Annotated in this window: 21 protein-coding genes and 1 tRNA gene; 17 read left to right on the top strand and 5 right to left on the bottom strand. The window is 69.9% G+C overall.

Annotated elements, in window-relative coordinates; genetic code table 11:
• Positions 1-42: 42 nt before the first annotated feature.
• From ACZ7L4_RS37315 to ACZ7L4_RS37305, 3 genes are all read right to left on the bottom strand, one after another.
• Entirely contained in the window at positions 43-480 is a 438-nt protein-coding gene (locus tag ACZ7L4_RS37315) for a type II toxin-antitoxin system death-on-curing family toxin (protein ID WP_472109486.1), read from the bottom strand.
• Positions 481-492: 12 nt separating this feature from the next.
• Positions 493-714, bottom strand: a complete 222-nt coding sequence (locus ACZ7L4_RS37310; protein WP_472109485.1) for a hypothetical protein — start codon at positions 712-714, stop codon at positions 493-495.
• A 563-nt stretch (positions 715-1,277) separates the two neighbouring features.
• Complete coding sequence (locus tag ACZ7L4_RS37305) at positions 1,278-1,754, bottom strand: NUDIX domain-containing protein (RefSeq protein ID WP_472109535.1); 477 nt, start codon at positions 1,752-1,754, stop codon at positions 1,278-1,280.
• Positions 1,755-1,772: 18 nt separating this feature from the next.
• On the opposite strand from ACZ7L4_RS37305, the gene ACZ7L4_RS37300 reads away from it, so the two are divergent.
• From ACZ7L4_RS37300 to ACZ7L4_RS37245, 12 genes are all read left to right on the top strand, one after another.
• Positions 1,773-2,552 (top strand): GntR family transcriptional regulator, encoded by a 780-nt coding sequence (locus ACZ7L4_RS37300; protein ID WP_399239877.1) that lies wholly within the window; start codon positions 1,773-1,775, stop codon positions 2,550-2,552.
• A gap of 136 nt (positions 2,553-2,688) precedes the next feature.
• Positions 2,689-3,018 carry an SCO3933 family regulatory protein gene (locus tag ACZ7L4_RS37295; RefSeq protein WP_472109484.1) on the top strand — a complete coding sequence of 110 codons (330 nt, stop codon included), beginning with the start codon at positions 2,689-2,691 and terminating at the stop codon, positions 3,016-3,018.
• Between the two features lie 2 nt (positions 3,019-3,020).
• Complete coding sequence (locus ACZ7L4_RS37290) at positions 3,021-4,361, top strand: FtsK/SpoIIIE domain-containing protein (RefSeq protein ID WP_472109483.1); 1,341 nt, start codon at positions 3,021-3,023, stop codon at positions 4,359-4,361.
• A gap of 85 nt (positions 4,362-4,446) precedes the next feature.
• A complete protein-coding gene (locus ACZ7L4_RS37285; RefSeq protein WP_472109482.1) occupies positions 4,447-4,641 on the top strand; it encodes a hypothetical protein in 195 nt (64 codons plus the stop codon).
• Positions 4,642-4,681: 40 nt separating this feature from the next.
• Complete coding sequence (locus ACZ7L4_RS37280; RefSeq protein WP_472109481.1) at positions 4,682-5,365, top strand: DUF2637 domain-containing protein; 684 nt, start codon at positions 4,682-4,684, stop codon at positions 5,363-5,365.
• A gap of 19 nt (positions 5,366-5,384) precedes the next feature.
• Positions 5,385-5,573, top strand: coding sequence for a mobile element transfer protein (locus ACZ7L4_RS37275; protein WP_389282122.1), 189 nt, complete (start codon positions 5,385-5,387; stop codon positions 5,571-5,573).
• A gap of 8 nt (positions 5,574-5,581) precedes the next feature.
• A complete protein-coding gene (locus ACZ7L4_RS37270; RefSeq protein ID WP_472109480.1) occupies positions 5,582-5,737 on the top strand; it encodes a hypothetical protein in 156 nt (51 codons plus the stop codon).
• A 25-nt stretch (positions 5,738-5,762) separates the two neighbouring features.
• Positions 5,763-6,056 (top strand): SpdD-like protein, encoded by a 294-nt coding sequence (locus ACZ7L4_RS37265; RefSeq protein WP_472109479.1) that lies wholly within the window; start codon positions 5,763-5,765, stop codon positions 6,054-6,056.
• Between the two features lie 92 nt (positions 6,057-6,148).
• Complete coding sequence (locus ACZ7L4_RS37260; RefSeq protein ID WP_472109478.1) at positions 6,149-6,340, top strand: hypothetical protein; 192 nt, start codon at positions 6,149-6,151, stop codon at positions 6,338-6,340.
• Between the two features lie 4 nt (positions 6,341-6,344).
• Entirely contained in the window at positions 6,345-7,733 is a 1,389-nt protein-coding gene (gene repSA / locus ACZ7L4_RS37255) for a replication initiator protein RepSA (RefSeq protein ID WP_472109477.1), read from the top strand.
• Positions 7,734-7,736: 3 nt separating this feature from the next.
• A complete protein-coding gene (locus tag ACZ7L4_RS37250) occupies positions 7,737-7,949 on the top strand; it encodes an excisionase family DNA-binding protein (protein ID WP_472109476.1) in 213 nt (70 codons plus the stop codon).
• Positions 7,949-9,073 carry a tyrosine-type recombinase/integrase gene (locus tag ACZ7L4_RS37245; protein WP_472109475.1) on the top strand — a complete coding sequence of 375 codons (1,125 nt, stop codon included), beginning with the start codon at positions 7,949-7,951 and terminating at the stop codon, positions 9,071-9,073. The genes ACZ7L4_RS37250 and ACZ7L4_RS37245 overlap by 1 nt, the downstream gene beginning before the upstream one ends.
• A gap of 87 nt (positions 9,074-9,160) precedes the next feature.
• Here ACZ7L4_RS37245 and ACZ7L4_RS37240 read toward each other — a convergent pair.
• Positions 9,161-9,233, bottom strand: a tRNA-Arg gene (locus ACZ7L4_RS37240).
• A 195-nt stretch (positions 9,234-9,428) separates the two neighbouring features.
• Here ACZ7L4_RS37240 and ACZ7L4_RS37235 point away from each other — a divergent pair.
• On the top strand, positions 9,429-10,232 hold the full coding sequence (locus ACZ7L4_RS37235; RefSeq protein WP_472109474.1) for a mechanosensitive ion channel family protein: 804 nt from the start codon (positions 9,429-9,431) through the stop codon (positions 10,230-10,232).
• A 4-nt stretch (positions 10,233-10,236) separates the two neighbouring features.
• On the opposite strand, the gene ACZ7L4_RS37230 is transcribed toward ACZ7L4_RS37235, so the two are convergent.
• Positions 10,237-10,542 carry a DUF6401 family natural product biosynthesis protein gene (locus tag ACZ7L4_RS37230; protein ID WP_422476510.1) on the bottom strand — a complete coding sequence of 102 codons (306 nt, stop codon included), beginning with the start codon at positions 10,540-10,542 and terminating at the stop codon, positions 10,237-10,239.
• Positions 10,543-10,670: 128 nt separating this feature from the next.
• Between ACZ7L4_RS37230 and ACZ7L4_RS37225 the strand changes: the two genes are divergently transcribed.
• From ACZ7L4_RS37225 to ACZ7L4_RS37210, 4 genes are all read left to right on the top strand, one after another.
• Complete coding sequence (locus ACZ7L4_RS37225; protein ID WP_472109473.1) at positions 10,671-12,611, top strand: PucR family transcriptional regulator; 1,941 nt, start codon at positions 10,671-10,673, stop codon at positions 12,609-12,611.
• A gap of 251 nt (positions 12,612-12,862) precedes the next feature.
• Positions 12,863-14,206 carry a diaminopimelate decarboxylase gene (locus ACZ7L4_RS37220; protein ID WP_472109472.1) on the top strand — a complete coding sequence of 448 codons (1,344 nt, stop codon included), beginning with the start codon at positions 12,863-12,865 and terminating at the stop codon, positions 14,204-14,206.
• 205 nt (positions 14,207-14,411) lie between these two features.
• Positions 14,412-15,899: an amino acid permease gene (locus tag ACZ7L4_RS37215; RefSeq protein ID WP_472109471.1), complete on the top strand. Its 1,488-nt coding sequence runs from the start codon at positions 14,412-14,414 to the stop codon at positions 15,897-15,899.
• Between the two features lie 163 nt (positions 15,900-16,062).
• On the top strand, positions 16,063-17,760 hold the full coding sequence (locus ACZ7L4_RS37210) for a class I adenylate-forming enzyme family protein (protein WP_472109470.1): 1,698 nt from the start codon (positions 16,063-16,065) through the stop codon (positions 17,758-17,760).
• Position 17,761: the final 1 nt, after the last annotated feature.

The following is a 17,761-nucleotide window of genomic DNA, read 5'->3' as shown; positions in this document are numbered from 1 at the left end:
TTCTGGCACGGAAGTGGCACGCCTGGTTGGTGGAGCCAGGCCTCATTCCCACCCGAAGGCCGGGTCGTCATGCTTGATGGGTTCTACCCAACCAGCGAGGCGCTCGGAGATTTCCTCCACCTCCGTACCGGACACCTTGTTCTCTGTCTCAACGTACGACTTAGCGACTGCGAGCATAAGTGCTACTAGGTCACCGGCTTCTGCGATCAGTTCGTATCCGTTGATCATGTAAAAGACGTGAACAGCGAGAGTGGCCGTGCGCTTGTTGCCAGTGACGAAACAGTGGTTGCAGACCAGGCTGTGCAAGAGGGCTGCGGCTTTCAGGTGGAGCGTTGGGTAGGCGTCCTTGCCACCAGCGCTCTGCTGCGGCCTAGCGGCAGCAGATTCCACGAGGCTGAGAGTGACCCCACGAGGTTCGTCGGGGCTGATCTCAGCGTCATGGAGGGCAACGATCTCGCCCGCGGTTAGGTACAAGGGCACGGCCTAGCGCTCCTATAGATCCTGGAGCTTGTCGAGCGCTACGCGGTGTCGATCTTGTCCATGTTGAGTCGCCGATCCGATCAGCAGCTCTCGTCCGGCCGACTTCATCCAGTCGGCGAAAGCCTCGGTGGCCAGGTCATTGATCGACCTGCGAGTGAGGAAGGACAGTGTGCGCAGTTGCTCATGGAGCTCCGGTGGCAAGCGCAAGGTCAGCGCCTGCGGTTTGGTGTTCAAGCGAGCCTCCTACTTCGTATACCTGACTTCATGGTGGCATGACGTCAAGATCAATTCAAGAAAAAAATGCCCCATTCTGTCTGCAGTCATCGACCTGTACCCACCACCACTCAACCCCAGCTCCCATCCCGTCCGCCGTCGACCCACACGCAGTGGAGCGGGCGTGGCCCCTGGTGTCCAGGTGGAGCGCGCCACTGTACGAACGACCTGGACACCAGGGGCCACGTCTGCTCGGCTTTGCCTGGGTCGACGGTGGACGGGATGGGAGCCCTCGCAACCACCCGCGGATCCGCACTCGGCAGCGCTACCCCCGGGCCCCCGGTGCCGGCCGATCCCCCGCCGGAGGCATCGTCTTTGACCGTGGCCGGAGTGGTCGGGTGCTCGACTCATGCTCCCGGCCTAGCCACTTGTGGGCGCGCGTCGGCGCAGCGCCCGTAGCGCGGGCCGAAGGCATGAGCGCGAAGGGCAGCGGAGCCGGGAAGCGCGCCCGGCGGAGCGGAGCGCAGCCGGGGCTTGATGAGGTAGAGAAACCTGTAACAGCTCCTGGGCTCCGGTCGGTTGGACTAGTTGCCTGCCGGGTCGGTGAGCTTGAGGCCGTCATGGGTGCGGATGTGGGGCGCCATGCCGTCGGTGAGGGCGTCTGCGATGCGGATGCTGTAGGCCTCGCTCATCGCGTCCATGGCTTCTTCCGGGGCGAGCCAGGTGACGGCGGTCGACTCGTCCGAGAGCTGTTCGGTCCCGCCTTCCGGGCTGCACCGGAAGACCATGGCAACGACCCCGACCGTCATGTTCTTGTAGACCCCGGTCAGCCGCTCGACGCGCACCTTGATCCCGGTCTCTTCGAAGACCTCGCGGCACACCCCATCCTCGATGGCCTCGTCCCGCTCCAGGACTCCACCCGGCGGCTCCCACCGCCCGTTGTCGGCGCGACGGATCACCAACACGCGTCCGTCCTCGCGCACGACCACGCCCGCCACGGATACCGAGTGGAGAGGCGTTGACGGCTTTTGGGCGTCGCTGTTACTCATGTACAGGAGGATAGGAGAGACTGTAGGACTATGGCGAGTGACAGCGTGTCGTCTTCGAACAAGGCGAAGTACCTACAGATCGCGGATGACCTGTCCGCGCAGATCAAGTCGGGCGTGCTGGCACCCGGCGCCCCGGTACCCAGTGAGACCGACCTCATGGAGCGGTACGGGGCCGCCTCCGGCACGGTCCGCAAGGCCATCGCGGAACTCCGCGCGGCCCAGCTGGTCGAGACGCACCATGGCCGAGGCTCCTACGTGCGTTCGCGTCCTCCGGTTCAGCGCAAGTCTTCCGACCGCTTCCGCCGGGCGCACCGCAAGGCCGGAAAGGCTGCGTACCTCGCTGAGGCGGAACAGTCCGGGGGAGTCCCCTCGGTGAACGTGCTTCTCGTCGGCCCGGTCGATGCGCCGGAGGAGATCGCCGAGCGGCTCGGAGTGCCGGCCGGTTCGAAGGTCCTCGCTCGCAAGCGCCGGTACTTCCGAGACGGCACCCCCACTGAGGAAGCGACGTCGTACCTGCCGTGGGACGTGGTGAAGGACATCCCCGAGATGTTCGCCGAGAACCCCGGAGGTGGCGGCATCTACGCGCGCCTTGAGGAGCACGGCCATCAGCTCGCGGAGTTCACAGAGACTGTCAGCGCCCGTCTGGCGACGAAGGCCGAGGGCACGGCCCTGGCGTTGAGCCCTGGTGCTCCGGTGATCCACCTCGTCCGCAGCGCATTTTCGGACAGCGGTCGTGTGGTCGAGGTCTGCGACACGATCATGGCTGCTGACCAGTTCGTTCTCGACTATCGGTTCGCCGCGAGGGACTGACTCGCGGGCCTTCTTTTCGGCCAACTCGACACGCGCTCGGCCTCTACCGCTTGACTCATGTACATGAGTTAGGCACTCTCGTACTCATAACTCCTGTACATGAGTGCAGGAGCGAAGCTCTACTAGAGGAGACGCAATGCCGTCCTTCAAGATCGACGTTTCGACCGCCGTTGTGTTCGTGGCGACCGCGCCCGAGCCGAAGCTGGTCAACAAGAAGACGGGTGAGCGGGCCGTGGACCGGGAGACGGACGCGCCGCTGTCGACGGTGGGCCTGCTGGTCTCGGACGAGGGGGACGGGAACCTGTACCAGGTGACCGTGCCGGAGACGGGTCTTCCCGAGGGTCTGGCGCCCGGCATGCCGGTGAAGGTCATCGGCCTGAAGGCCCGTGACTGGGAGAACACCTTCAACGGCGAGAAGCGGCACGGGATCGCTTTCCGTGCGGCCGCGCTCACCACGGGGGCCTGATCATGACCGACCTGACCATGTGGCTGGAGGCGACGGGCGCTCTCGCGGGTGCGGGTGGCGTCGGCTACGCCAAGGTTCGTGCGCCGCGCGTGTACTGGGGGATGGTCGGTCTGCCGATGGCCTGGGGCCGGTTCTCGTTCTCGTACAAGAACACGATGGATGTGTGCGGGCTGACGGTGCAGCCGTCCGGCCTGCGGGCGTTCATGTCCCGCCGGATCGCCCGCAGCGAGGTGCAGCCGGTAGCCCCGAAGATCCGCCGCGTGAGGGGCACTTCGACCGGCCTTCGGGTCACGCTCCGTCTGCCTGCTGGTCTGGAGCCCGCCGATATCGCGGCGGCCTCCGAGCGGCTGCGGCATGCCTGGGGCGTCCACGCGGTCCACGTCCGTGCGACCAAGCCGGGGTACGTGGAACTGCGCATGACTGGCTTCGACCTGCTCAAGCGGGTGCAGATGCCGAAGAAGGCCGCGCCGCACGGCCTGGTGGTGCCGGTCGCGATCCGGGACGACGGGAGCGTGTACGAGCGCAACTACCGCGAGATCCCGCAGGCGCTCACCCTCGGCGCGAACCAGTCCGGCAAGTCCATGTATCAGCGCAACCTGATCAAGGGGCTCGCCCAACTGCCCGTCGCGCTGGTGGGGATCGACTGCAAGCGCGGGGTCGAGCAGAACCGCTACGCCCCGCGGCTGTCCGCGCTGGCGACCAACCCCGACGATGCCGCCTCGCTGATCGACGTACTCGTGGCGGAGATGGAGGACCGCTTCGATCTGCTGGCCAAGCATGGCGTCTCGGACCTGTGGGAGCTCCCCGAGGACCTGCGCCCGGCGCCGATCGTGGTCCTGGTCGACGAGATCGCCGAGCTGTTCCTGATCTCCTCAAGCAAGGATGAGAAGCGCCGAGAACGGATCGTCACCGGCCTGATCCGGCTGGCCCAACTGTCCCGCGCAGTCGGCCTCTACCTGGAGATCTGCGGGCAGCGGTTCGGCTCCGAGCTGGGCAAGGGCGCGACCATGCTCCGCGCCCAGCTCACCGGCCGCGTGGTGCATCGGGTCAACGACAAGCAGACGGCAGAGATGGGACTGAACGACGTGGCCCCGGAGTCCGTACCGGTGGCCTGCACGATCCCCGCTGACCGGCCCGGCCAGGCCGTTGCCGCTGATGCCTCCGGCGGCTGGGGCCGCATCCGCACCCCGCTGACCACCGTGGACGAAACTGTCGCCGTCTGCCGCGAGTTCGCCCACTTGGCCCCGGACCTTCCGGCCCTGGAGCCGTTCCGCCCGGCGCCCGCGCCGGTTCCCGCGTCGAAGATTCCGCCGATGCCGACCACGGCCCCCGCGATCGGCTGAGGCTCCCTCCCCACCCGGTTGGCGTGACCGACTCGCGCCAGGTCCCTACCCCGCCCATGCCTGATCCGAGAGGAGAACCACGCTCATGTGCTCGACCTGCGCCGACCTCTCCATCACGTCCGCCCTCATCTCCGATCTGAGCGACTACGCCAACCGCCCGGACGCCGACCCCGAGTTCGTCGCGGTCACCGCGTACGGCCTGGCCGTCGCCCTGTTCGGCGCCTACGAGCCCGCGATGTACCCGCCGCCCGGCCACGGCTACCCCAGCGGCAACCGCTGACCGCCGGTCCGGGCCCGACTCCCGCTAGGAGGTGATGACGGTGAACCGCTCGATCCGTCTGGACGCCGTGCTCATCCAAGCCGTGATCGCCGGAGCCCTGTCCTTCTCCCACCTGCACGACTTGGCCGAAGCTGCCGGACAGTCCGGCTGGAAAGCCTGGGCCTACCCGATCAGCGTCGACCTGCTGTTGGTCGCGGCCTGGCGGCGCCTGCGCACCGTTCGCCGTGACCGGGCCGCCTGGGCGTGGTTCGTGATCGCGCTGTTCGCCTCGCTCGGCGCCAACATCGCAACCGCTGGTCTCCTCGACCTCGGCCACGTTCCGGCCTGGCTGCGCATCGTCGTCGCCGGATGGCCCGCGCTCGCCTTCCTCGGCGGCACGCTCCTCGTGCACACCCCGACCGACACGGCCCCGGCCGCGATGCCTGCGCCGGAGTCGACCGAGGAGCCGACTGCGGTCGACGTGCACCGTCCCGCTCCTGCGCCCGACCTCGACGAGCGTCCGGAGCCGACCGAGCCCGCTGAACTCCCGGCCGCCGACCCAACCCCGGCCCCCACCCCGGCCCCGGTGAGCGTTCCGCCGGCGCTTTTGGACCACGCCCGAAAGCTCGCCGACAAGCACCACCAGACCACCGGCAGCCCGCTCCCGGCCGCCAACCTGCACGCCCAACTCGGACTGCCCGCACCGGTCGTCGACTCGATCGCCGCACAGCTCCAACTCACCTGACCAGGAAGGAGCACCACCCATGACCGCCTATCGGCGCTTCCGCAACGTCCGCAAGTTCGGCCCGGTCCAGGTCGCCACCTTCTACGACGGGCGCGGCCGCGACCGCCACACGGCCGCCTGCACCGCGCCGCGCTGCGACTTCTCCACGGAGTACAACGACCGCTCCGCCGCCGAACTCGCTGCCCGTACCCACCGCTGCTCGGCCTAGGAGATCTCGTGGACGTTCCGCTCTGGCTCGCCGTGATCGTCGTCGGAGTCCTCGGCATCAAGCTCACCCGGCCGCCGATCTGGCTCGTGATCCTGCTGCTCCTCGGCGGCTACCTCATCGCCCAAAGCTTCCTCGGCCCCACCGTCGGCTCCCTCCTCAACTAGCCCAGATCAGAAAGGAGTTCCACTCATGCTCACGCCGAAGATCCCGGTCAACGACCAGCCGACCGGCCAGACCATCCCGCTCAGCGGCGCCATCGTCGAGCACCACCAGGCCCCCGCGCCCGCCCCGGCCGCCTCCACGCGGCCGACCGTGCAACTCACGCCCGGTTCGCTGGCGCTCCTCGTCGGCGGCGGCTCGGCTGCGGTCCTCGTGGTCGGGACCGTGCTCGTCTCCATGCTCCTCGCGGTCGCCATCACCGCCGGATCGCTCGCGATCGTCGCGCTGGTCGTCCGCTCGCTCATGAACCAAGAGCGCAAGTAACGCCCTCCGGGGCGGCCTCAACCGCCAAGTCTCCGCCGCCCCGGACGGCTCCACCCCTCCAGATCCCACGGACCCGAAAGGGAAGTCTCATCATGGCCCAGCACACCCCTGCCCGCTCGCGCGTCTGCCGAGACTGCGACGGCTTCCCGACCGTTGCCGTATCCTCCGGCCTCGGCCGCGACCACGCCGGACACCTGCACGTCATCAAGGTCACCTGCCGCACCTGCAAGGGCCTTGGCCGCACCACCGCCCCGGCCGCGCTCCTCGCCCACGCCGGACGGTGAGCGCATGACCGACACCGCCACCGTGGCGGGCCTGGACCCGGCCACCCTCGCTGACGTGCTGAGGGTGGCCGGGTCCCCGGGCTTCGACCGCATTCAAGACCAGATCCGCCGTACCGGTGGCTGCTCGGACCCGATCCACCTCCAGGGATCGACGGTCACCCGCGACCGCGCCACCGGCCAGGCCCTCTACTCGTACTCGACCGACACCGAGCCCGGCGGCAAGCTCCGGATCGCCTGCGGCAACCGCCGCGCCTCGCGCTGCCCCTCGTGTGCCTGGACGTACGCGGGCGACACCTACCACCTGATCCGTGCGGGCCTCGTCGGCGACCCGGCCAAGGGCACCCCGCCCACGGTCCGCGAACACCCCCGCGTCTTCGCCACGCTGACCGCGCCGTCCTTCGGCCCGGTCCACAACCGGCCCGGCACCCGGCCCTGCCGCTGCGGCACCCGACACCCCGAGGAAGCACCCGAGTTGGGCACCCCGCTCGACCCGGCCACCTACGACTACGCGGGCGCGGTGCTGTGGAACAACCACGCCTCCGAGCTGTGGCGCTACTTCACGATCTACCTGCGCCGAGAGATCGCCGCCCGCGCGGGCCTGACCCAGAAGGCGGCCAAGGAACAGTCCCGGCTCTCCTTCGGCAAGGTCGCCGAGTACCAAAAGCGCGGCGCCATCCACTTCCACGCCGTGATCCGCTTCGACGGCCCCGAAGGCCCGGACTCCCCGCCGCCGCACTGGGCCACCGTCGACCTGCTCACCGACGCGATCCGTGCTGCGGCTGCTCGCGTCCGCGTCGACCTGGACGCCTCCGGCGACCACCCGGCCCGCGTCCTGTGCTGGGGCGACCGCCTCGACGTCCAGACCATCAAGGCCTTCGGCGACGGCTCCGAGATCACCGAGGCGGCGGTCGCCTCGTACGTCGCCAAGTACGCGACCAAGGCGGCCGAGACGACGGGAACCGTGGACCGCCGCGTCGGCAACAAGGAAGCCCTGCTCCTCCTGGACGTGCCCGAGCACCCGCGCCGCCTCATCGAGGCCTGCCTCGACCTCCACCACGCGTACCCGGACCGCAAGCTGCGCGACTGGGCCCACATGCTCGGCTTCCGCGGCCACTTCTCCACCAAGTCCCGCCGCTACTCGACCACCCTCGGTGCCCTGCGCCAGGTCCGCGCCGACTACCGCGCCGCCCAGCACCGCGCCGCGCTCGGCCTGCCCGACCCCGACGAGATCGACGAGGGGACCACGCTGACGCTCGCCCACTGGACTTATGCCGGCCACGGCCACACCCCCGGCGAGTCCTGGCTCGCGGCCAACATCCGCCGCGACATCGAGCAGAACCGCCAACTGTCCCGCGAGGAATACGCCAACTCGACCCAGGAAGAAGGGGAGTAGACCATGAACGACCGCTACCTCAGCGTCGACCAGGTCGCCGAGATCCTCGGCACCACCGTCCGTTTCCCCCGGCGCCTGATCGAGGAACGCCGCATCGCGTACGTGAAGGTCGGACGCCACGTCCGCATTGCCGAGAGCGCCGTTCGCGAGTTCATCGACGCTCACACGGTCGAGCCCGTGAAAATCCGGCGTGGCGCCTATGGGAGGGCTGCCTGATGGCGAACAGCAAGGGCAGGCGCCGCCGGTTCGGCACGGTCCGACAGCTCAAGTCCGGCCGCTGGCAGGTTCGTTACCGTGATCCGGTCACCGGGCAGCTCCGCAGCGCAGAGGAGACCTACGGGACCAAGACGGACGCCGAGGTCGCGCTGACCCACATTGAGGCGGACATCACCCGTGGTCAGTGGGCCGATCCCGATGCGGGCAAGGTGCACTTCGGCGAGTACGCCATGGCATGGCTCAAGGATCGCAAGCTCGCTGCTCGGTCCCGCGAGCGTCACGAGTCGGTGATCCGGCTGCACCTGCTGCCCACCTTCGGTGAGCGGCCGTTGTCCTCGATCACGACGACTCAAGTCCGGGCATGGCGTACAGCCTGCCTTGAGCGGACCGGGGAGCCGACCGTGGTCAAGGCGTACCAGATCATGCGGGCGATCCTGAATACGGCCGTGGACGACGAGCTGATCCGGCGCAACCCATGCCGGGTCAAGGGCGCCGACCGCTACGACGTGCCGGAGCGTCCCGTCCTCACTGTGGCTGAGGTCTACGCCGTCGCCGACGCCATCGCGCCGCGCTACCGGCTGCTCGTCCTCCTCGCGGCCTTCGCTGGCCTGCGCTTCGGGGAGCTGGCCTCGCTGCGCCGACGGGATATCGACCCGGACAACGCCACGCTCATGGTTCGGCGGTCGCAGGCAGAGATGCAGAACGGGGCGCTCGTCGACAAGGCACCCAAGTCCGAAGCCGGTGTCCGGCCTGTGGCCTTCCCGACGGAACTCCTGTCGGACGTGAAGGTGCACCTCGACGCCTACGCGGGTCCTGGTCGTGACGGCCATGTCTTCCGTGGGCCCCAGGGCGGGCAGCTCCGGCGGAGCAACTTCCGGGATGACTGGATCAAGGCCAAGAAGGAGGCGGGCGTCACCGTGGATGCCCACTTCCACGATCTCCGGCACACCGGGAACACGCTCGCCGCGTCCGGTGCGAGTCTGCGGGAGCTGATGACCAGGATGGGGCACAGCACCTCGCGGGCCGCGTTGATCTATCAGCACATGGTCGACGGGCGTGACCGGGAGATCGCCGACCGGCTCGGCTCGATGATCCGGAAGGCGCGCGACGACACCGATTCGTAGGCGTTCTGGCACGGGTGTGGCACGGCCGTGATCAAAGCGAAGGGCCAGTTCGAGGAGATAACCCCTCTGAACTGGCCCTTAATGCTGTGCCCCCGGCAGGATTCGAACCTGCGACACCCGCTTTAGGAGAGCGGTGCTCTATCCCCTGAGCTACGAAGGCGCGTGAACAGCGTAGCGGATCGGGTTCGGGGCGTGGGGTGGGCCGGGGCGCGGGGTGGGTCACGCCAATGGGGGATGTGGGGCGGCCGGGGGCGGCTGGGGCTGTTAAGCCGGAGGGACACAGGAAAACGAGGGGGACACGTCTCGTCGGGTGCGGATTCGCGGCGCCCGGCCCCACTGGGTGGAGGTACCACTCATGATCCAGAATCTCAGTACGCCGACCGGCGCCGACACGCTCGCCGTCGACTTCACTCAAGGGCTGAACGACGCGTGGTCGAAGGTCGCCGAGTTCGTTCCGAAGTTCCTCGGCTTCCTCGTCGTCATGGTCATCGGCTGGTTCGTGGCCAAGATGATCACCAAGCTCCTCGACAGGGGCCTCAGGAAGATCGGGTCGGAGAAGCTCGCCGAGCGGGCCGGCTCGGCGAAGATGCTCGAGGGGTCGAAGTACGACACGACCGCCATCCTCTGCAAGGTCGTCTACGTCGCCCTGATGCTGATCGTGCTCCAGCTCGGCTTCGGGGTCTTCGGCGACAACCCCGTGTCCGACATGATCAACGGCATCGTCGCCTGGCTGCCGCGCGGCATCGTCGCGGTCGTCCTGATCGTCGTGGCCATGGCCGTCGCCAACCTGGTGCGTGACATCGTCACCAACGCCCTGTCCTCCGTCTCGTACGGGAAGACCGTCGGCACCATCGTGTGGGCCTGCATCGTCGTGCTCGGTGCGATTGCCGCGCTCGGGCAGGCGGGGATCGCCACGACCGTCACGCAGCCGGTGCTGATCGCCGCGCTCGCGGCGGCCGCCGGAATCCTGATCGTCGGCGTCGGCGGCGGGCTCATCGGACCGATGAAGCAGCGCTGGGAGCGGTGGCTGAACATGGCCGAGGAGGAGACCGCCAAGGCGAAGGGGAGTGCCGGTGGTGCCGGTGCTTATCAGGCGGGGCGTGAGGATGCCCTGACCAATCAGCCCGTTCAGGAGCGGGAGAGGTTCGACAACCAGTAGCCGCCTACACCAGGTCGAGCAGGTCGTGCCGTCTCACCAGCCAGCTGATGGCGGTGAGGCGGCACACCGCGTAGTCGTGTCCCACGGGTTCGAGCCAGCCGTTCTCGCTGAGCGCGTCGAGGAAGCCGAGCGCGTAGTCGCCGAGGGCCTCGGCGTCGGGGGCCGGCGGGTGCAGCGCGGCCGAACCGGCTTCCAGGCGGTCGCGGACCTCCGCCACGTGCTGGTCGACCGCGGCCAGGAAGGCGGGCTCGAAGGCGAATTCGGCGAAGCGCGGACCGTACGCCTCGCTCACCCGGGCAAGAGGGGACATCCGTCCAACGTAGGCGCGAGGGCGGCCCATTGGCGGTGAGTGGTGGGTGCTGTTGCTCACAAGTGGGGTGTTTGCGGTGACTTGTACGTCACAGTGGTGCCGGTTTCGTGATCGGTGAGACTGGGGGCATGGAGCAGTCGGAGAGGCCCGCGGCGGGTGGCGGACCCACGTTGGCGCAGGTCGTCGAGGTCGTGGGGCAGGACGTCGTGCAGGTCGTACGGGCGCCGTGCGGGACGGACGTCGCCGTGGGCGGGGTCGGGGTGTTCGACGCCGGGGAGAGCCTGCAGGAGCGTGGGCGGGTGCTGATTGCCGTGGGGGTTGATACGTCCGATCCCGCTGCCGCTGAAGTGTTGCGGGCGGCCGATCGGGCGGGGGCTGCGGCCCTGGTCGTGCGGCGCGGGGCCGAAGGGGTCTCGCCGTTGCTCGGGGAAGTGGCCGATGGCGTGTCCACCGCGCTGCTCGCCCGTGCCCCGTGGGTGGACTGGGGCGAGCTGATCGGGCTGCTGCGGGCCGCGCTCGCGGCGGGTGGGGCGCGGGTGCCGGAGCCCGGCGTCGACGTGGGGCTGGGGGATCTGCCGGCTCTCGCCTCCGCGCTCGCCGCGCTCGTCGGGGGCGCGATCACCATCGAGGACCCCGAGTCCAACGTGCTGGCGTACTCGCCGACCGCCGACACCGCCGATCCGCTGCGGCGGCTGACCATTCTCGGTCGCCGTGTGCCGCGGTGGCGGGTCGCCGAGCTCGCGGAGAGCGGGTTCCTGGCCGCGCTGTGGGCGGGGGACGTCGTGCATCGGCCTGCCGATGGGCGGTTTCCCGAGCGGCTCGCGGTCGCCGTGCGTGCGGGCGAGGAAGTGCTGGGTTCGTTGTGGGCCGCCGCCGACGGGGAGCCGTTGCCGGAGGGGGCGCGGGACGCGTTGCGGCAGGCCGCGACGATCGCGGTGCCGCATCTGCTGCATCACCGGTTGCGGTCCCGGTCCGCGGAGGGGCGTCGGCGGCACGCGGTGCGGGCGTTGTTCGAGGAGCGGGCGCCGGATGTGGTCGCCGCGGGGGCCGCGCTGGGGGTTGATCCCGGGCGGCCGTGCGTGGTGCTTTCCGGTGTGGTCGGGGCCGGGGTGCCGGAGGTGCGGGAGAGGGCGTTGCGGGCGGCGGCGTTGCGAGTTGCTGCGCATGGCTCGCCGGCGTTTGCGTATCGGGTGGAGGGGGGCCTGGCTCCGGCGTATGGGGCGGCACCCCGTGGCCCGGTCTCGGGGCTCCGCCCCGGACCCCGCTCCTCAAACGCCGGAGGGGCTGGAAATGCAGACTCCGGCGGGGCTGGGAATGCAGGTTCCGGCGGGGCTGGGAATGCAGGTTCCGGCGGGGCTGGGAATGCAGGTTCCGGCGGGGCTGGGAATGCAGGTTCCGGCGGGGCTGGGAATGCAAGCTCCGGCGGTGGTGGAAATCCAGACTCCGGCGGGGCCGGAAATGCAGGCCCCGGAGCGGCTGGCAATGCAGGTCCCGGAGGGGTCGGAAGTGAAGGCGGGGCCGGAATCGAAGGTGACCGGTTCGACGTGTTGCTCAGTGACCCCCGGCCCGACGCCGCCGAGCGGCTCGCCCGGGATCTCGCCGCCGTCCTGCGCGGCGCCGGGGGCAAGCCCCTCGTCGCGGTCGGCCCGGTCGTCGGTGCCCTGAAGGACGCGGCGGAATCCCGCGCGGGGGCCGGCGAGGTGCTGCGGGTGCTGTGCGAGCGCGGGGAGCCCGAGGTGGCGGGCGCCGGCGACGTGCGGTTCGCCCTGGACGCGCTGCGGGTGTCGGACGCCGTCGCCGCGCAGGTGCCCTCCGTCGGGGACGCCGTGGCGGCGCTCCTCGCGCACGACGAGCGGCACGGGACGGATCTGCCGCGCACCGTGGCCGCGCATCTGGCGTTCTTCGGGGACGCCGGGGCCACCGCCCGGTACCTGGGGATCCACGCGAACACCTTGCGCTACCGGCTGCGCAGGGCCCGCGAGCTGGGCGGCTTCGACCTGGCGGACCCCGACGTACGGCTCGTCGTCGAGCTCGGGCTGCGGCGGGCCGGGCTGATCCCGCTGCCGTGAGGGCACCCCACGTAGTGCGCCGCCACCATGTCCACCCGCCCACCGTCGTACACAGGCACTACGCGCGCCGCCCCGCAGGCCGCTCGTTGTGCGCCCGCACCATCACCCCGCCCCGTACTTCGTGCCGCCGCACGCAGACACGCCGCCCCGCCGCGCTGCACAGTGACGAGTGCCCCGAGCACCACCCCGTACGAAGCAACCCGTACGAAGCAATACGAAGCAATACGAAGCAGAAGGCAGGACACCCCCTGATGCCGCAGCCCCCCGCCTCCGCCGCCCGCCGCGACGCCGCCCTGCGCGCCGCCGTCGAGCAGGGGCTCGTAGGACCCGACGCCCCCGTGCTCGGGCTGCTCGACGTGGCCGGGGTCCGGGAGGCGGCGCGTGCGCTCAAGGCGGCGTTCGAGGGCGTCGACGCGCGGCACACCTTCGCGGTGAAGGCGTCCTCGCTCGTCCCCGTGCTCGCGCTCCTGAACGAGGAGGGCATCGGCGCCGAGGTCGCGAGCCCCGGTGAGCTGGCGCTCGCGCGGGCGGCCGGGGTGCCGGCCGAGCGGATCGTCTTCGACTCGCCCGCCAAGACGGTCGGGGAACTGCGCGAGGCGCTGGCGGCCGGTATCGCCGTGAACGCCGACAACCCGCAGGAGCTGGCCCGGATCGACGCGCTCGTCGCGGCGAACCGCAGCACCTCGCCCGTGGGGCTGCGGGTGAACCCGCAGGTCGGCAGCGGTTCGATCGGCGCGATGAGCACCGCGACCGCCACCTCCAAGTTCGGCGTCGCGCTGCGCGACGAGGGCGCGGAGCAGTGGGTCCTCGGCGCGTACAAGGCGCGGCCGTGGATGACCCGGCTTCACACCCACACCGGTTCGCAGGGCGTCGCCCTGGAGCTGATGGCCGAGGGCGTACGGGCCGCGTACGACCTGGCCGAGAAGATCAACGCGCACGTCGGGCGGCAGCAGATCGACACCCTCGACATCGGCGGCGGGCTGCCCGTGAACTTCGAGTCGGACGACATCACGCCCGGCTTCGAGGAGTACGCGCGGATCCTGCGGGAGACCGTCCCCGGCCTCTTCGACGGGCGGTACACGCTCGTCACCGAGTTCGGGCGCTCGCTCCTCGCCAAGCAGGGGTTCATCGCCGCGCACGTCGAGTACACCAAGACGTCAGGCGGCCGCCGGATCGCGGTGACGCACGCGGGCGCGCAGGTGGCGACCCGTACCGTCTTCGTGCCGGAGTCGTGGCCGCTGCGGGTCGGGGCGTACGACGCCGAGGGCCGGGCGAAGACGACGAGGGAGATGGTGCAGGACGTGGCCGGGCCCTGCTGCTTCGCGGGCGACCTCGTGGCGCGCGGCCGTGAGCTGCCCGAACTGGAGCCCGGCGATCTCGTCGCGCTGTACGACACCGGCGCGTACTACTTCTCGACGCATTTCCACTACAACAGCCTTCCCCGTCCCGCTGTGTACGGATATGTCCTGCCGGAGAACGGGGCAGAAGCGGACAAGGTGACCTTCGCGCCGGTCCGGTCCGCGCAGTCGCTCGACGAGGTGCTCGCCGAGTCCGGTGCCCAGTACGCCGGTTCGCTGCTCGGACTCGTGGATTAGTTGCCCCCGCGAACGGTTTAAGGTGGCGTGTCGTCGCGTGGTCCGCCCGCGGCACACTCCACCGGGATCCGTTCCGATCTCGTAGTTCGCCGAATCCGGCGGACCAGTCCTGTCCAACAGGTACGCCGCACACGCCTGCCCGCGTTCGCATTCGTGGGTGCTCGCGTGTGTGCGGCATGCCGTTTTGCACGTACGTCGGAGAACCATGGAGCACACAGCACAAGCCGAGTCCGAGGCTCGGCCCGCGCAGGCCTCTACGGCTGCGACCGAGAGCAGTGTGACCACGGGCGGCAAGGCCACGGCCGGAGCCATCCGTGAGGGGGGTTACGCGGCCGGCCTGCGCAATCGTCAGGTCCAGATGATCGCGATCGGTGGCGCCATCGGCACCGGTCTCTTCCTCGGCGCGGGGGAGCGGCTGCACACCGCGGGCCCGTCCCTGGTGGTCATCTTCGCCATCACCGGTCTGTTCGCCTTCTTCATCACGCGCGCCATGGGCGAGCTGGTGATGCACCGGCCCACGTCGGGCTCGTTCGTCTCGTACTCGCGTGAGTTCCTCGGCGAGAAGGCCGCGTACACGGCGGGCTGGGTCTACTTCCTGCACTGGGTGTGCAGCGGCATCGCGGAGATCACCGCGGTGGCGATGTATCTGCACTACTGGGCCATGTTCCGCGACATACCCCAGTGGACGCTCGCGCTCGTGGCGCTCCTCGTGGTGCTCGGCGCGAACCTGATCTCGGTGCGCTGGTTCGGCGAGTTCGAGTTCTGGTTCTCGATCATCAAGGTCGCCGCGATCCTCGGCTTCCTCGGCATCGGCTGCTGGCTGCTCGCGAGCCGCCACCCCGTCGACGGCCACAGCACGGGCCCGCAGCTGATCACCGACAACGGCGGCATGCTGCCCAACGGACTGCTCCCCGCGATCGTCCTGATCCAGGGCGTCGTCTTCGCGTACGCCGCGATCGAGATGGTCGGCATCGCCTCCGGCGAGACGGAGAACCCGCGCAAGGTGATCCCGCGCGCCATCAACTCCGTGTCGTGGCGCATCGTGCTGTTCTACGTCGGGTCCGTGCTGCTGCTCGTCCTCCTCCTGCCCTGGAGCGCGTACAAGGCGGGGGAGTCCCCGTTCGTGACGCTGCTCGGCAAGCTGGGCGTGCCCGGCATCAGCGGCATCATGAACTTCGTGATCCTCACGGCGGCGCTGTCCAGCTGCAACTCCGGCCTCTACTCGACCGGCCGCGTGCTGCGCTCGATGGGCCTCGCGGGCTCGGCGCCCGCGTTCACAACGAAGATGAGCAAGAAGGGCGTGCCCTACGGTGGCGTGCTGCTGACCGCGACCTGCTACATCGCGGGCATCATCCTCAACTACATCGTGCCCGAGCGGGCGTTCGCGATCGTCATCAACTTCTCCGCGATCACCATGATCGGCACCTGGGTCATGATCATGATTTGCCAGATGGTGCTGCGCAGGAAGGCGCTGCGCGGCGAGCTGGAGCGGCCGTCGTTCCGGCTGCCGGGCGCGCCGTTCACGAGCTGGCTGACCATCGTCTTCCTGGTCGCGGTCGTGGTCCTGATGGTCGTCGGTGGCGGCGACTCGGCGATCTCGGTGTACTGCTCCCCGCTGATCGTGGTCGGCCTGGTGATCGGCTGGTTCCTGACCCGTAAGAGGGTGGCGGAGCATGCGAAGGCCGAGGTCTAGCGGGGCGGTCCAGTAGGAAGGCGGGCGGTGTGCGTGGAGAGGTCCACGGGCGCCGCCCGTCGTGCTGTACGGGGCTACGTGCACCGCCTGCTGTGCCGTACGGGGCCGTTGGCCGGTGCACGTACCTTGACGTGGGTCGGGCCGCCGGACGTACCGTCCGTTCATGGACGCTGATGCCGTGGATTCCGTGGAAGCGCTGCTGACCGCTCCGGGCGCCCCCTTCGCCGTCGTACGAGGCGAGGACGGGCGCCTTTCCTATGCCGACGGGCCCCGTACGCTGCGCGAGTTCGCCGAGACGACGTGGGCGTTCGGTGACACGCCCTTCGTCGTCTCCGAGACCGGGCGCATGACCTACGGGGAGTTCTTCGCGGCGGCGTGCGCGCTGGCCCGCCGCTTCTGTGCCGACGAGAGTGCGGGCGGCTACGGGCTGCGGCCGGGCGACCGCGCCGTCATCGCGATGCGCAACCACCCGGAGTGGCAGGTCGCCTTCTGGGCGGCGCAGTTGGCCGGCCTGGTGGCGGTGCCGCTGAACGCGTGGTGGACCCCCGACGAGTTCGCGTACGCCCTCGACGACTGCGGGCCGGGGGTGCTGGTCGTCGACGGGGAGCGCTGGGAACGGGTCCGGCCGTGGCTCGACGCGGCGGGCTCCCGGCCGTGGACCCTGGTCTGCCACGAGGAAGGGCGGGAGGCGAGCGGCGAGCGGGTGGAGCGATACGCGGACCTCCCCGAGCCCGATCCCCAACTCGGCCCGCCCGACGTGGACATCGACCCGTCCGCGGACGCCACGATCCTCTACACCTCCGGTACGACGGGGCGCCCCAAGGGTGCGGTCGCGACCCACCACGCCCACATGGGCGCCGTCACGGGCCCTCGGTACGCCGCCGCGCGCACGGCGCTTGCCCGTGGTGTCATGCCCGGCCAGGGACCGGCCCCCATCGGCCTGCTGACCTTCCCCTTCTTCCACGTGGCGGCGTTCACCGGGTTCTACGCGGCGATGGGGGTGGGCGGCACGATCGTGGTGCTGCGCAAATGGGACCCGGACACGGCGCTCGCCATGATCCGCGAACACGGCGTCACCAGCTTCGGCGGCGTCCCGGCGACGGCCCTCCAACTCCTGGAACGCGCATCGGAACTGGGCGACGAACTCCCCTCCCTTACGGGGTTCAGCACGGGCGGCGCCGCGGCCCCGCCCGGCATCGTGGCCCGCCTCACCGACCGCTACGGCGAGCGCATCGAGCCCCGCAACGGGTACGGGCTCACCGAGACGCTCGGCGGGGTGCTCTCCAACGCGGGTGAGGAGTACCGGAGTTGGCCGGGCAGCGTGGGCCGTCCGGCGCCGGCCGTCGAGGTACGGATCGCGGACCCCGTGGGGGAGGAGGTGGCCGACGGTGAGGTGGGCGAACTGTGCCTGCGCGGGCAGCCGTTGATCCGGGGGTACTGGAACGCGCCGGAGGCCACCGGGGCGGCGTTCACGGCGGACGGGTGGTTCCGGACGGGGGACCTGGCGGTGCGCTCGGAGGGGCGGGTCAGTGTCGTCGACCGGATCAAGGATTTGGTGATCCGGGGTGGCGAGAACGTCCACTGTGTCGAGGTGGAGGCGGTTCTCCACGATCACCCGGACGTTCTGGAGGCGGCGGTCGTGGGTGTGCCGCACGAGGTGCTTGGCGAGGAGGTGGCGGCGGTGCTCCGTGTGCGGCCCGGCTCGGTGGCCGGGCCGGACGACATCCGCGACTTCGCGGCGAAGTCCTTGGCGGCGTTCAAGGTTCCGGCGCATGTGTTCCTCCAGGAGACGGAACTTCCCCGGAACGCGACGGGCAAGATCCTGAAGCGGGATCTGCGGGAGGCGTTGACGTCGAGGTGAG

This window comes from Streptomyces sp. NPDC107575 (assembly GCF_055657265.1).
Note: the sequence above shows the minus strand (reverse complement) of the source record. Positions and strands in the feature narration are given on the sequence as shown.

Excerpts from the sequence above, each read along its gene's own strand:
- ACZ7L4_RS37245 (WP_472109475.1), top strand. The coding sequence starts at position 7,949 with ATGGCGAACAGCAAGGGCAGGCGCCGCCGGTTCGGCACGGTCCGACAG.
- ACZ7L4_RS37230 (WP_422476510.1), bottom strand. The coding sequence starts at position 10,542 with ATGTCCCCTCTTGCCCGGGTGAGCGAGGCGTACGGTCCGCGCTTCGCC.
- repSA (WP_472109477.1), top strand. The coding sequence starts at position 6,345 with ATGACCGACACCGCCACCGTGGCGGGCCTGGACCCGGCCACCCTCGCT.
- ACZ7L4_RS37290 (WP_472109483.1), top strand. The coding sequence starts at position 3,021 with ATGACCGACCTGACCATGTGGCTGGAGGCGACGGGCGCTCTCGCGGGT.
- ACZ7L4_RS37225 (WP_472109473.1), top strand. The coding sequence starts at position 10,671 with ATGGAGCAGTCGGAGAGGCCCGCGGCGGGTGGCGGACCCACGTTGGCG.
- ACZ7L4_RS37250 (WP_472109476.1), top strand. The coding sequence starts at position 7,737 with ATGAACGACCGCTACCTCAGCGTCGACCAGGTCGCCGAGATCCTCGGC.
- ACZ7L4_RS37285 (WP_472109482.1), top strand. The coding sequence starts at position 4,447 with ATGTGCTCGACCTGCGCCGACCTCTCCATCACGTCCGCCCTCATCTCC.
- ACZ7L4_RS37210 (WP_472109470.1), top strand. The coding sequence starts at position 16,063 with ATGGACGCTGATGCCGTGGATTCCGTGGAAGCGCTGCTGACCGCTCCG.
- ACZ7L4_RS37275 (WP_389282122.1), top strand. The coding sequence starts at position 5,385 with ATGACCGCCTATCGGCGCTTCCGCAACGTCCGCAAGTTCGGCCCGGTC.
- ACZ7L4_RS37215 (WP_472109471.1), top strand. The coding sequence starts at position 14,412 with ATGGAGCACACAGCACAAGCCGAGTCCGAGGCTCGGCCCGCGCAGGCC.
- ACZ7L4_RS37265 (WP_472109479.1), top strand. The coding sequence starts at position 5,763 with ATGCTCACGCCGAAGATCCCGGTCAACGACCAGCCGACCGGCCAGACC.
- ACZ7L4_RS37235 (WP_472109474.1), top strand. The coding sequence starts at position 9,429 with ATGATCCAGAATCTCAGTACGCCGACCGGCGCCGACACGCTCGCCGTC.
- ACZ7L4_RS37220 (WP_472109472.1), top strand. The coding sequence starts at position 12,863 with ATGCCGCAGCCCCCCGCCTCCGCCGCCCGCCGCGACGCCGCCCTGCGC.
- ACZ7L4_RS37260 (WP_472109478.1), top strand. The coding sequence starts at position 6,149 with ATGGCCCAGCACACCCCTGCCCGCTCGCGCGTCTGCCGAGACTGCGAC.
- ACZ7L4_RS37300 (WP_399239877.1), top strand. The coding sequence starts at position 1,773 with ATGGCGAGTGACAGCGTGTCGTCTTCGAACAAGGCGAAGTACCTACAG.
- ACZ7L4_RS37295 (WP_472109484.1), top strand. The coding sequence starts at position 2,689 with ATGCCGTCCTTCAAGATCGACGTTTCGACCGCCGTTGTGTTCGTGGCG.